Genomic DNA, 13243 nt, shown 5'->3' with positions numbered 1-13243 from the left:
TGATCGCGACCTTGCGCGCGGACGCACACCGCTTCACGATCTCCATGGCGTGCGTGTAATTCTTGCAAAGCATCACGTTCTCCAGCTTCGCGTTCTCGATGGGTGGCTCGACGGGCCAGGAACCCGTCGTGACGATCAGCTTGTCGTAGGTATCCTCGAACTCCCTGCCCGATCTCCGGTCGCGGACCTTCAATTTTTTCCCCGCCAGGTCGACCTCCGTGAACTCGTGCTCCATGCGGGTCGTGACGCCAAGCTCCGCAAGCTTCTCCGGCGAGCAGTAGAACAGACCAGCGGGGTCCTTCACCACCCCCTGAACGTGCAGCGCGATGCCGCACGACAGGAAGGAAATATTGTCGTTCCTCTCATAGACCGTGACCTGCGCGTCCTTGTGCAGCGTCACGGTGTTCAACACCGCCGCCGTACCGGCGTGCGTGCAGCCTAAAACAACAACCTTCATCATCTGCTCCTCCTCCGGGTGTGTTTTTCAGAAAAAAGACTTCTGTGTTTTGCGCCACCATGAGCACAAAAAGGTCCCCAAAATACAAAAAACCTGCCGAGGCCCACAAGTTTTTATTGTACAGTTATGTCCTATGGCTGTAAAGTAACCCCAATCACAGGTTGCGACGGCTTTATGGGGGATCAAGCCCGTCGTCGTACTGGTTAGGCCGACTCTGATCTTTCAGCCGTCAGGTGTGGCGGAAAACGCATAAAACCTGTTTCCGACGCACGTTAAAAACCTTGCCCGCGGTTTGGGGACCACGGACCCTACCAAGCTGCCGGTTGCCTCGGTGATGGCCTGCTTATGCAGGGGGCTGTCCCGCAGGGGAGCATTGACCGCTGCTGGCCTCTCCCAAAGGGGAAGGCCAGCACTTTCAGCGCGTTTATGCTGGCTTGGGCCGGAGCGTGATGGGCTGGTTGTTGTAGTGCTCCTCGATGCCCTGGGAGTGGTCTGAGGTCGAGATGAGGATACGCACCAACTCGTCGGCGTCGTTGAAGATCGCCTTGAAGATCGTGATGTGCTGCAGCGTTCCGTTGCCGTCGTACAGAGCGAAGGAGGATTCCCGGGTGACGAAGAGTTCGCGGAGGACCGCTACGGCGTGGAGAGCGTTTGGGAAGAGAACGGACATCGGCTGCATCAAAAACTGGCTCTTCCGCGCGTTGTGGAGCTTCAGCAGGGCGTCGTTGGCCGTCACTAGGAGGATGGAGTTGACGAGCTTTTCCAGTTTCGCCTCGGCGCTCTCCGCCTCGGGACGCTTCAACGGGTGCTGGGGGACAAGCTGCCCAAGGCCGAGGAACGGCTGATTGAAGGCGAAGTCGCGCATTTGTTGTCCCTCACGGAAGGCGTTGCGACAGTTGATCATCTCCTCAGAGAAGTGGAAGATGCAGTAAATGGCGGTGATGCTGTTCCCCTGGCTGAACTGTCCGGCGCAGGAAACTTCCGCCTCGATGACGTTGCCCTTGCGGTCCAGCATCGCGGACCGTGCCCGAATGAACCCGATGGTCGTGAGGATGTCCAACATGCGCCAGGCGTCCTCGCTGCGGCTGAAAAAGGAAGGAAAGTCCTTTTCCTTCAGCTTGATGGTGCCGTCTTCGAATTCCGTATCCCGCTCGACGAGGCCATAGAAGTGGATGGCCGCCTTGCTGGCGCGGGCGAGGCGAAGGTGCGTTCCAATGTGGATGAGCTGGTCGCGCCGATCGCCGTCCTCGATTCCAGGGGCGACGATCGGGAGCGGGGGGCGAAACTCCAGCCACGGCTCGTCCGTGATGTCCGTAAAGATGTTGAAGGCGGCGGCGTCCTCTTGGGCGCGTATCGTGGCCTCGTCCGTCTGGGGCAGTTCCTGAAAGCGCAGCATCACGCTGGGTGCAGCGAGATCCCCCGCCTCTTCAATGGGCGAGGCGGAGGCGGAGAACGTCTTCAAGAACCCCTTTTTGTCTGGATAGCAAAAGGAAAAGGGGGCGATCTCGGCCCTTCTGTGTTTAGCCCTGGTGTAGACCCCGACCAGCCCGCGCTGGATCGCCTTGGAAAATTGGGGCATCTTCAGGAAGGGTTTGTCCATGAAGGTTTCCTCTGCAAAACCCCACTTGTCCACGAAGGCTTTGTTGTAGGCAAGAACCCGTCCTCGGTTGGGGGCGAGGATCAGGATCGGGTCCGGCAGCGCTTCAATGACCGCTTGCATCTCCTGGCTTGCGTTCATGATGAATCCTCCATAATCAATGAACTCGGAGCACCCTTCGCTCGGCAATGCGCGTACGTTTCCATTCATGTCTTCCTATTTTACGATGAAAACTCAGTTGAAACAAGCAAAAAGGTGGTAATGTTAAGAGTTATGCGCAAAATAGTTTGTAGACTCCGGGTGAATACGCGGCTTTGTCCCTTATCCTGATTGACGTCCTCTCTACGGTATTTTACACGGTGGACAGGTAGATGTGGGCGGAATTTTCCGGGGTCTATCGGAGGCAAGAAAAAGGAAAAGCCCGCCTCACGGCAGGCTTTATGGATTATGCCGGAGATGTCCGGCGGTTCTACTGGAGGCGGCACCCAGATTCGAACTGGGGGTAAAGGATTTGCAGTCCTCTGCCTTACCACTTGGCTATGCCGCCCTTAAAATCGGCGCGTCAAAACACACTGGACGCGCCCCTTTCACCTCAGTTATTCTAACGGCAAACGCACGCTTCGTCAAGCATCGGGCATCCGCCTTCCGCCCGTCACTTCTTCGTGTAGAGGAAGGGGCCGGCCATCTCAAAGCCCAGCTTGCGGTACTCGAAGATCTGCTCCGTAGACCCCACCAGGAAGTAGCCTCCGGGGGCCAGGGCGTTGAAGAACTTCTGGTAGAGGGCCGCCTTCGTCTCGTTCGTGAAGTAGATGACGACGTTGCGGCACAGGATGATGTCGAAGCCCGTCCCGAAGGAGTCGTCGATCATGTTGAAGCGCTTGAAGGCGACGCGCCGCTTGATCTCCTGATTGACGTCGTAGGATTCGCCGCCGTCCTTCGTGGTGAAGTACTTCGCCAGGTACTCCTTCGGCGCGTTGACCAACTGAGCCTTGACGTAGTGCCCCTTCTGGGCGATGTCCAAAGCGCCCTGGTCGATGTCCATCGCCAGGACCGGCGAGGAGGCCTCCAGCCCACAGACCGCGGAGAGAATCGCCAGGGAGTAGGGCTCCTCCCCCGTGGCGCAGCCCGCGCTCCAGAGCTTCAGGCGCCGGTTGCCGCGCTTTTGCGTCAGCTCCGGAATGATCTTGTCCCTGAGCTTCCACCACTGGGAATCGTTTCGAAAGAACTCCGACACGTTGATCGTCAGGTAGTCCAGAAACTCCCGCAGCCGCTTGGGGTCGTTCTTGATCATGTTGAAGTACTCGTCGTAGTTGCCCTTCACGCCCCACCGTTCCATCTGCATGTGGATGCGGCGGTGAATCTGCTCCTTGTAGGAGTTCAGGTCCAAGCCGATGATCTTCTGCATCTTCTGCTTGAACGCTGAGTATGCGGGCGAATCGTACTGCGTTGCCTCTGCCATGGTCGGTACCTCCCGAACCGGTCAATAGGGAGGAACCGTCCCATGATCGGCCCTCCATTCCACGATGTTCCCTGATGCCTCGCGATATCCGGCGGCGTCCGGAGGGCGCTCCGCCGCCCCGAAACAGGCTAGTCCTCCAGGACCTCTTTCTCCTTCACTTTGTAGATGTCGTCCACCTTCTTGACGTAGGCGTCCGTCTTGTCCTGCACGGCCTTCGTCAGCGTCTTCAGGTCGTCCTCCGTTATCTCCGAGGCCTTCTCCTGTTTCTTCAGAGACTCGATGGCGTCCCGCCGGTAGTTGCGGACGACGACCCGCGCGTCCTCCGCCTTCTTCGCCAGGAGCTTCGTCAGCTCCACGCGGCGCTCGCGCGTCAGCTCCGGCAGCGTCAGGCGGATGCTGGCTCCGTCGTTCTGCGGCGTCATCCCGATGTTAGCCGCCAGGATGGCCTTCTCGATGGCCTTGAGGCTGGTCCGGTCGAAGGGGGCGATCTGGATCGTCCGGCTCTCCGGAATGGTGATGTTGGCGATCTGCTTGAGCGGGGTCGGCGTTCCGTAGTAGTCCAGCTTGATGTCGCTCACCAGGCCGGGGTGGGCCCGCCCCGTGCGGATTGACAGGTATTCGTTCTGCAAAAAGTCAATGGCTTTATCCATGCTCTCCTGGAGTTCTTTGAGCTCGTCCTTCGGCATAACGTTCCCTCCTTAAAAAGTATCGTCCTGACGATCGGGGCACAAGGCAGCGCCCCTCAGGCATCCTCCACGATTGTACCAATTCGCTCGCCGTTGACAAGGGCCGAAACCAGACATCCCTTCCTTTGAACGTTCAGCACCAGGATGGGGATGCGGTTCTCGCGGCAGAGGGAGAAGGCGGAGGCGTCCATCACCTCGATGTCGCGCTGCAGGGCCTCCGAGTAGGACAGGTGAGGGAAAAACCTCGCCTCCGGATGGCTCTTGGGGTCGGCCTCATAGATGCCGTCCACCTTCGTCCCCTTCACCATGCAATCGACGCCCATCTCCGCAGCCCGCAGCGCGGCCGTCGTGTCCGTCGAAAAGAAGGGGTGCCCCGTCCCCGCGGCGAAGATCACGATGCGCCCCTTCTCCATGTGACGCAGGGCGCGGCGGCGGATGTAGGGCTCGGCCACCTCCCGCATCTCGATGGCCGTCTGCACCCGCGTGGGCACGCCCATCTTCTCCAGCACGTCCTGAAGCGCCAGCGCGTTGATGACCGTGCCCAGCATCCCCATGTAGTCCGCCTGAGAGCGCTCGATGCCCAGCTTCTGAACGTCTCGGCCGCGCAGCATGTTGCCGCCCCCCACCACAAGAGAAAGCTGGATACCGGCGCCGTGCAGCTCCACCATTTCAGCCCCGACCCGCCGCACGGCGTCAAAGTCCAGGCCGAAGCGTTCGTCCCCCGCCAGGACCTCGCCCGATAACTTCAGAAGCACCCGCTTGTACCTTGGCATATATCGCACCCACTCCTCTCCCTTGAGCCCCTGCAGCCGGACCGGCACAGGCATCCGCGCCGCTCGCATACAAAACACTCCGGCGCGGAGGAATTCCACGCCGGAGTCTTTTCAATCCCCAAAGGGCCTACTCGCCGATGGAAAAACGGGCAAAACGCTTGACGACGATGTTCTCCCCAAGCTTGGCGATCATTTCCGTGACCAGGTCCTTGATCTTCTTGCTGGAGTCGCGGATGTACTCCTGCTCCAGCAGGCAGCTCGTTTCGTAGAACTTGCGAACCTTGCCCTCAAGGATCTTGTCGATGGCCTGAGCCGGCTTGCCCTCCTCGAGGAGCTGCTGCCGGTAGATCTCGCGCTCGCGCTGCAGCACGTCCTCGGGCACGTCCTCCGGGCGAACGTACTGCGGGTTTGCCGCGGCGATCTGCATACAGATCTCATGTCCAAGGTGGTTGAACTCGTCCGTCTTGGCCACGAAGTCCGTCTCGCTGTTCAGCTCAAGCAGGGTGCCCACCTTGAAGTTGGTGTGGATGTACTGAAAGACGCGGCCGTCGCTCGCCGTACGGTCCGCCTTCTTGGCGGCCTTGGCCAGCCCTTTCTCGCGAAGGTAGTCGATGGCCTTCTCCATGTCTCCGCCCGACTCGGCCAGGGCCTTCTTGCAGTCCATCATTCCGGAGCCGGTGCGCTCCCGAAGCTCCTTGACGATCGCAGCATTGATCTCAGCCATCGTTTATGCCTCCTCGTACTTGTTGTCGGAGTAGGTTTCGTGCAGGCGCTCGCGGGTGTCGATCGCGTCCTCCGCCTTTTCCTCAGGCGTTTCTCCGACCGGCGCCGAGGCGTCGTCCTCGCCCTGACGCCCCTCGATGACGGCGTTGGCCATGAGCCCCGTCACCAGCTTGATGGCGCGGATAGCGTCGTCGTTGCCGGGGATGGGGTAGTCGATGACCTCCGGGTCGCAGTTCGTGTCAACGATGGACACCACCGGAATGCCCAGCCTGCGGGCCTCGGCGATGGCGTTCTCCTCGCGGCGCGGGTCGATCAGGAAGATCGCGTCCGGCACGGCGTTCATCTTGGCGATCCCGCCAAGGTACTTCTCGAGCTTCGTCTGCTGCTTGCGAAGGGCCGCCACCTGCTTCTTGTTGAGCTTCTCCCACTCGTTGTCCTCGTCGTACTTCCGGAGCTCCATCATCCGCTGCACGCGGCTGCGGATCGTGGGGAAGTTCGTCAGAAGCCCGCCCAGCCAGCGCTGGTTGATGAAGTACTGGCCGCAGCGCGTCGCCTCCTCGCGAATCGTTTCCTGCGCCTGGCGCTTCGTGCCGACGAACAGGACGTGCCCGCCCTCCGACACGGTGGTGCGGATAAAGTCGTAGGCCTTATCCAGCCCTCTCACGGTCTTCTGCAGGTCGATGATGTAGACCCCGTTGCGCTCCGTGAAGATGTAGGGCTTCATCTTGGGGTTCCAGCGGCGCGTCTGGTGCCCGAAGTGGACCCCGCACTCCAGCAACTGCTTCATGCTCACAACTGCCAATTCCCATACCTCCCAAAGGTTAAGCCTCCGCCCCGCTCTGCAGTCCGGGTTCTCGATCCCGAAGGGACACCTCTGGCTCCCCGGCGCGGGCGCGTGTGTTTTTTGACACGATGATTAGTATAACACAGAAGGGCCTCAAAGGGGCGAAAACGTCAGTGGAGGTCGCACTCCCCAGCTGGCCGCCGGGCCGGTATGAGGAGCGTCGCCGCCCCCATCGCCACGAAGGAGAGCAGGATGCCGCACGTGGTGGCGTTGAGCCGCGCAAAGCCGACGTCCACCAGGTGCGTCGCCGTGTCCAGCACGCCAAAGCCCAGGTTCACCGTCGGTGCGCCGCTGTAAAACGTGCAGAAGAGCGTGAGGAGGACGCCCAACACCGCGGAGAGGACGGCCCCCGCGGTCGAGGCGCGGGAGGTGAGGAGGCCGAGGACGAGGGGGGCCGCCAGGGAGACGCTCATCAGTGAGTAGAAGATCGTGAGGGCCGATATGATGCTCTCCAGCCGCAGCGCGAGGAACACGCCCGCCACGCCCGAGGCGAGGCTGACCAGCCGCGAGCCCCAGAGCAGCCCCCGGTCCGACAGGGAGGGGTGCAGGAAGCGCTTGTACAGGTCGTTCGTGATGGACCCGGCCAACATGTAGAGCACCGCGTCCGCCGTGCTGACCTCCGCGGCGAAGATGGCGGCGAGGGAGAGGGTGGCGATGGAGAAGGGCAGCATCTCCTTGATGGCCGTGGGCAGGGCCAGGTCCGCCCGGCTCAGGGCCGGGAAGCAGGCGAAGGCGGCCACGCCGATGAACACCGGAATGACGGCAAAGGCCAGCTGGACCACCCCGCCCAGCGCCGTGCCCCAGCGGATGGTGCGCTCGTCGCGGGCGCCGAACACCTTGCCGATGAGCCCGGGCGAGATGAAGAAGGAGGGTACCAGCATGACGAGGTAGCCGACGATGGCCGTAGTCCCCATGCCGCCCATGGAGAAATAGGCGTCCGTCCGCTCCGCGTCCGCCAGGTTCTGTGCCACCTTCGCCGTCAGTCCCTCCCAGCCGCCCACGAAGGACCAGATGAAGGGCAGCGCTGCCACGAACCCCGCCAGGATGACGGCCACCTCCACCAGGTTGACGACGGCTGCCGAGAACAAGCCACCCGCCGCGAAGTAGAGCGTCGTCACCGCCGCCCCCGCGACGACCCCCACCGTCGTTGGCACGCCCGCCGCAACCTGGAGGATCCAGGCGATGCCCAGCAGCTGCCCCGCGAAGAGCGCCAGGGTCCCCACCGCCATCATGGCGGAGAGAAGTCCGCGAAAGGCCTTGCCGTAGCGCAGGTCCAGCCAGTCGCTCAAGGTGTAGAGGTTGTGCCGGACCGCCAGGCGCCAGATTCGTGGCCCCACCCAGAAGGCCAGGATCATCGAGCCGATCCCTGCGCTGCCGATCCACCACCAGGCGGAGAGGCCGTGGCGCCAGGCCAGGGCCGAAACGCCCACCGTGGAGCCCGCGCCGAGGTTCGCCGCGGTCAGCGTCGTGAAGAGGAGGGCAGGCCCCAGCCTGCGCTCCGCCACGAAGAACCCCTCCGCGCTGGTGACGCGCCGGCCCACCAGCGCCCCGACCAGGATCAGCAGCGCCGCGTAGCCGAGGATGAACAAGACGTACCCATTGTTCAGAAGCGACCGCACCTCAGTCATGACCATGACCTCCGTCCCTCGCCCGACGGGGAAGCCGGTGTAAAACCATAAAAAAAGCCTGCTGAGGCATACTGCACCCCAAGCAGGCCGCGTTTCCACGCCAGGCGAATTGAGATAAAAATGGCTGGGGAACAGGGATTCGAACCCCGATTACCTGATCCAGAGTCAGGCGTGCTGCCGTTGCACCATTCCCCAACACCCAACAGAAAAATATTTTATCAGGGGAACCTAAAAAGTCAATAGTCAAATGGCCGCAAATCCACGGGTACGAGGAATGCGCGGCGCTTCGGGTGCTCGAAATGCAGCGCGGCGGTCCTTTTCAGGACCGCCGCACCATACTGCCTATCTGCCAGAGGGCAGGGCTGCGCTGCCCTTCTCCTCGTCCTCCTGCTCGTACTGGAAGCGTCCGACCAGGGCTTCCAGGCGGGCCACGCCCTCGCTCATCCTCTGGGCCTCCGTGGCGACGTTCTCGCTTGCCGCGGCCGTTTCACCCGTCGCCTTTCTGATGCCCTCCAGGGTTTTGCCGACCTCCGCCGTCGCACTCGACACCTGGCCCACCGAATTCGCCATCTCGCTGCTTGACGCCGCCTGCTCCTCCGCCGCGGCCGCTATCGTCTGCATGTGTCCGCTCAGCGCGTTCACTTCGTCAAGGCCGCGCTTCAGGCTGTCCTGTGCTTCGCCCGAGCTCTTGACCGTTTCGTTCAGAAGCTCGCCCAGTTCGCGGATGACCGCACTCGCCTGATTTGAGTCGTCCTCCAGATTGGAGATCAGCTTTTGCACTTCCTGCGCCGCGTTGCTCGATTCCTCGGCGAGTTTGCGCACCTCCTCGGCGACCACAGCGAAGCCACGGCCGGCCTCGCCCGCGCGAGCCGCCTCGATCGCCGCGTTCAGCGCAAGCAGGTTCGTCTGGTCTGCGATGCCCGTGATCGTCGTCACGAAGCCTGCGATGGCGTTCACCGACCCGTTGACCTTCCCGATCGACTCCCCGCCGGCGCGGGAGCGGTCCTCCGCCTGTCGAACCTTGGCGATGACGGAATCCACCTCGGCGAAGGCCGTTTGCGTCAGGTCTGCGGTGCGGGCGGCGATCCCGGCGCCCTCCTCGGAGGACTGCGCCGTTGCGGCCGCGGCGCGCGAGACCTCGTCAACCGCTGTGTTGGTGCTCATCAAAGCCTTTGCGTTCTCGGCGGAAAGGTGAGAAACCTCGTCCACGGAGGCCTTGACCTCCTCCATGGAGGCGACGGACTCCTCCGAGATGGCCGCGAGGTTCTGCGCCCCGCTGGCAAAGGTTTGCGCCTCTTTACCCAGGTCGCGGATGATCTGCCGCAGGTTGTTCTGCAGGAGAGCGTAGTTGTGGGTCATCTCACCGATCTCGTCCTTGTAGTCCAGGAGCCAGACCTTCGAGCGGTCGTACATGAAGTCGAGCTTCGAGGCGCGGTGAATGATCTCGGTCAACGCGAGGATGGGGCGGACGACGCGCCCGCTGAGCCAGTAGACCACTCCGGAGAGGAGGAGAAGGCCCACGATGGCGGCCAGGATCGTATTGCGGGCCATGGCCCTCGACTCCGCCAGCATCACGGACATGGGGACCAGTGCGTTGATGCACAGCGTCTGTTTTGCCGGAGTGAGGGGCACCGGTACGTAGACCTTCAGCGCCTGACCCTTCGTCGCCACGGCGTAGTCGTGCTCCATGAACTGCCTGCCCTCCCGGACGGACTGCAGGACCTGAGGGGCCGTCTTCTGGCCCTGAATGATGTCGCCCAGCTGCCTGCCGATCATCGTCTGGTCCGTAGAGTAGATGACGAAGCCGTCGTCGTCGATCAGGAGGAGGACCGTCTGGTCGCTGAGGATGCGGAAGGTCTTCATGCGTGCCTGAAGCAGGGCATAATCCATGTCGATTCCGACCACTCCGGCGGTCCTGCCGTTGATCTTGATGGGGACGGAGATGGAGGTGATCAGGGTTTTGAAGCCGTTTTGGTAGGTATAGAACTCCGGGTTCCCGACGACCGTTTCGCCCGTCTTGAGGGAGGTCGTGTAGTACTCATTGCCGGAGGCGTATATCGTTTCTGACGTCACGTCGCGGGTGCGGACGGCCTGGCCGTTCTGCTCGACGAAGCTGGCCGTGAACTGTCCCTTTTTGCCGTACCATTCGCTGTCCGCGAAGTTTTCGTCGCGCCCGTCGAAGGCGTCCGGCTCGAAGGCCACCCACATGGAAACGATCTCCGGCCTCTGAAGGGCGCCCGACTCCAGGAGCGTCAGCACGGTTTCCCGAGCGTTGGGCGCCGTGCTGTCGAGGCGGGGGATCGCGCCGGCGACCGTCAGGAGGATGTCAATGTTTTCTTTGATCTGGTTCTGGATGTCGAGCGCAACCTTGCCGACGGAGGCTAACGTCAGGACTTCGACGTCGCGGGACGCCTTGTTCGACGTGGAAACCGTCACGTAGGCGATGACGGAGCAGAAGACGATCAAGACGACGGACAGGATGCCGAGGAGCAGCTTGGTCCTGAGCCGCAGGGCTCCACGGGTGGAACGAGTGGAAAAAACCGACATGATCAATCCCTCCAAAATTATCAATAATTACTGACGGTCCAGAATCGCGTTAAAGAAGTCCGCGTCCATCGAGAAAAATTCCCCCTTCCTTAAACTCTGAATCCATGAACGTCCTTGAAACCGTCCGGCGAGCATAGGCGCCTGTTTTGCATTGGAGTTTTCCACGATTTAGGTACTGAAACGCCTTTCGGCACAGGGGGTTGCCTTCGTTGCCCAAAGTATAGCAGAAAAAGTCAAAATAGGACAACGATGTCCTTTGACGAGGCGCGATTTCCAGCCCCCAAGCATTACATTAAGAGGGAAGAGAGCCCTCCGGAGCTCCCCTCCCTCTCGATCTTTCCTTGTTCTTTTGCGTGGATAAGCCGGGCTAGGGCAGCATCTCCACCACCTCGTCCGCCCCTTCAAGCATGTCGTGGGCAAACTTGGCAGCGGTCGTCGTGGACTCGCAGAGCGTCGGCCACCACAGAGCCAAAGCCGGGTCGTCCAGCAGGGCCTCCACGCTCTTGTCCCCGTAGCGCATGTGGAAGTGGATGAACCCGTCCTCGCTGTCCTTGCCCTTCGGCAACAGGGTAAGGTACTTGTAGGGCCCCGCGGCATCGGCCTGGAAGACGAACCACAGGATGGGATACTCCCCAAACTTCCGGGCCTCGATGCCGTCGAAGACGTAGGACACCGTCGCCTTGACGGCTCCTTTGTCGTCCATGAAGGTGAACGAGTTCCCCTCCACCTTCGCCCCGCCGGCGAAGTCGGATTTCAGCATCGTGTCTTTCATGAAGCCCTTCACGGCCTCCGGCGTGTAGGTCTTCCCCTTCGCCGCGGCCTTCTTCGACACCGCCTCGTAGACGGGCTTCATCAGGGGGTCGTCCAGGAAGCTGATGGGGTTCACCCAAGTGCCCTTCCAGCCGTCGAGCGGGTTGACGCTCTTGAACATATCGACAATTTCTTTCACGGCCTCGGGGGTCGACATATCCTTTAAGAGGCGGGCGACATCTCCCGGTGCGCAGAGCGTCGGCCACCACATGGCCTTGGCGGCATCGTCGATCAGTGCCTTGAGGCTCTCACTTCCGTAGCGCATGTGCCAGTGCTTGACTCCCTCAGGAGTATCGCTGTGCACTTTGAGCATCACCAGGTACTTGTACCCCTTCGTCTTATCCGACGCGCCGCTTGCCGCCTCGAACTGATGCCACTCGATGTCGAAGGTCCCGAACTTCCGTTTTTCGACCCCGCGGGACGCGTAGGTCAGGGTTCCCAGGGAGGCTCCCTTGGAGTCCATGAAGGTGATCCCGCTTCCCTCCACCTTCATGCTGTCGAAAGCGGTCTGGTAAGAACGACCAAGGGCACTCTTCACACCCTTCTTGGTGTAAGCGGGCAAGGACGCCGCAGCTTTCTCGCAGACGGCGTCAACCTCGGGCGCATCCAAGGAACCGTAGAAACTCTTCCACTCTCCTTCCCAATCCTTCAATACTCCGACCTGGGGCTGAGGATTGGGATTAGGGTTAGGATTCGGGCTGGGGTTCGGGGTGTCCCCTGGGATGTTGTGGGGGCCTCCGCCGCATCCGCCCAGCGCCAATAGAGCGATGAGGAACACGGACAACAGGGTGCCGAAACGCCATGATTTGTTTCTCACGTTAACCACTCCTTAAATTTAAAATGATACAACGAAAAAAGTATAACTCTAATTTTAGATAGCCGCAACTAGCTATCCCCATTTTTGCGTTTAGAGCATGGTGAAACGCTGGCAGGGGAGGGGTGTATGGCGCGGAGCGGAACGGCTGTGGAGGGAAACAACCCAAAGGGTACGCCGTGTGGCCCAAGGATATGCGGGCCAGCGTCCTTCACAGGTTTCGCCTCCTGACGTCTTTCAGCACACCGCATTTGTCTAACGGGGGCCTGTCGGGGTACAATGGCGCCGGAGGTGTTGGTGTGCATGTTTCGTATCTTTGGAAAGTCCGCGAGGGAAGGCGCCGTCCTGCTGGGGGCGCTCTTGCTGGTGAATCCGCCGACGCTGGCCCTGGGGGCTGAGAGGGATGCAGCCGCCGAGCAGACGGCAAGGGAGCTTCGGGCAGAGCTGTCCCGCCTGGGGTCCTCTGGGGACCCCGAGGCGCAGGAGGCCCTCCTGCGCCAGATCATCGAGCGCTGTCCGGACACGGAGGAGGCGGAGGCTGCCCATTGGGCGCTTGCGGACCTCTGCCTGGACGGGTTCGCCGAGCCGAAGGAGGAGCAGGCCCGCAGCGTGCTCGAGCAGTTTTTGAAGCGCTATTCCTCGTCGCGGTGGGCCACGCAGGTGAGGTGTCGCCTGTACTGCCTCTGCGAGGGAGCCGACGCGGAGCGCGCGGCGCAACTGAGGGCGGAGCTCCTGAAGGACGAGGCGCTGCCCCAGGTGATACGAAAGTCCTTCGAGCGATGAGGCGATGATGTCGCCTAGCGGCCCGACATCACAAGAGGCCCCCCTCGCGCGAGGGGGACCTCTTGTAGCGTGGGCCGTTGGCTCTAGGCCGAAACGATCTCCTTGATCTTCATGAGGCGGCT

At 61.5% G+C, this 13243-nt stretch carries 11 protein-coding genes and 2 tRNA genes; 1 reads left to right on the top strand and 12 read right to left on the bottom strand.

Annotated elements, in window-relative coordinates:
- The 12 genes from Q0629_RS08970 to Q0629_RS08915 all read right to left on the bottom strand — a co-directional run.
- A partial coding sequence (locus Q0629_RS08970; protein ID WP_298781579.1) for an FAD-dependent oxidoreductase occupies window positions 1-460 on the bottom strand: 460 nt, incomplete at its 3' end.
- Between the two features lie 421 nt (window positions 461-881).
- Window positions 882-2195, bottom strand: a complete 1314-nt coding sequence (locus Q0629_RS08965; RefSeq protein ID WP_298781576.1) for a PAS domain-containing protein — start codon at window positions 2193-2195, stop codon at window positions 882-884.
- Between the two features lie 332 nt (window positions 2196-2527).
- Window positions 2528-2601: transfer RNA gene (locus tag Q0629_RS08960), tRNA-Cys, on the bottom strand.
- A 105-nt stretch (window positions 2602-2706) separates the two neighbouring features.
- On the bottom strand, window positions 2707-3513 hold the full coding sequence (locus Q0629_RS08955; protein ID WP_298781573.1) for a protein-glutamate O-methyltransferase CheR: 807 nt from the start codon (window positions 3511-3513) through the stop codon (window positions 2707-2709).
- A 128-nt stretch (window positions 3514-3641) separates the two neighbouring features.
- Window positions 3642-4199, bottom strand: coding sequence for a ribosome recycling factor (gene frr / locus Q0629_RS08950; protein ID WP_298781571.1), 558 nt, complete (start codon window positions 4197-4199; stop codon window positions 3642-3644).
- A 56-nt stretch (window positions 4200-4255) separates the two neighbouring features.
- Complete coding sequence (pyrH, locus tag Q0629_RS08945; RefSeq protein ID WP_298781568.1) at window positions 4256-4972, bottom strand: UMP kinase; 717 nt, start codon at window positions 4970-4972, stop codon at window positions 4256-4258.
- Window positions 4973-5099: 127 nt separating this feature from the next.
- Complete coding sequence (gene tsf / locus Q0629_RS08940) at window positions 5100-5696, bottom strand: translation elongation factor Ts (protein ID WP_298781565.1); 597 nt, start codon at window positions 5694-5696, stop codon at window positions 5100-5102.
- A gap of 3 nt (window positions 5697-5699) precedes the next feature.
- A complete protein-coding gene (gene rpsB, locus Q0629_RS08935; RefSeq protein ID WP_298781562.1) occupies window positions 5700-6497 on the bottom strand; it encodes a 30S ribosomal protein S2 in 798 nt (265 codons plus the stop codon).
- Window positions 6498-6649: 152 nt separating this feature from the next.
- A complete protein-coding gene (locus Q0629_RS08930) occupies window positions 6650-8167 on the bottom strand; it encodes a sodium:solute symporter family protein (protein WP_298781560.1) in 1518 nt (505 codons plus the stop codon).
- 121 nt (window positions 8168-8288) lie between these two features.
- Window positions 8289-8362 (bottom strand) — tRNA-Gln (locus Q0629_RS08925).
- Window positions 8363-8509: 147 nt separating this feature from the next.
- A complete protein-coding gene (locus tag Q0629_RS08920) occupies window positions 8510-10714 on the bottom strand; it encodes a methyl-accepting chemotaxis protein (RefSeq protein WP_298781558.1) in 2205 nt (734 codons plus the stop codon).
- A gap of 367 nt (window positions 10715-11081) precedes the next feature.
- Window positions 11082-12341, bottom strand: a complete 1260-nt coding sequence (locus tag Q0629_RS08915) for a ZinT/AdcA family metal-binding protein (protein WP_298781555.1) — start codon at window positions 12339-12341, stop codon at window positions 11082-11084.
- A gap of 300 nt (window positions 12342-12641) precedes the next feature.
- Here Q0629_RS08915 and Q0629_RS08910 point away from each other — a divergent pair, with 300 nt between their 5' ends.
- Window positions 12642-13121 (top strand): hypothetical protein, encoded by a 480-nt coding sequence (locus tag Q0629_RS08910; RefSeq protein ID WP_298781553.1) that lies wholly within the window; start codon window positions 12642-12644, stop codon window positions 13119-13121.
- Window positions 13122-13243 lie beyond the last annotated feature (122 nt).

Source organism: uncultured Fretibacterium sp. (assembly GCF_938030725.1).
Taxonomy (GTDB): Bacteria; Synergistota; Synergistia; order Synergistales; family Aminobacteriaceae; genus Fretibacterium.
This window is presented reverse-complemented; position numbering and strand designations above follow the sequence as displayed.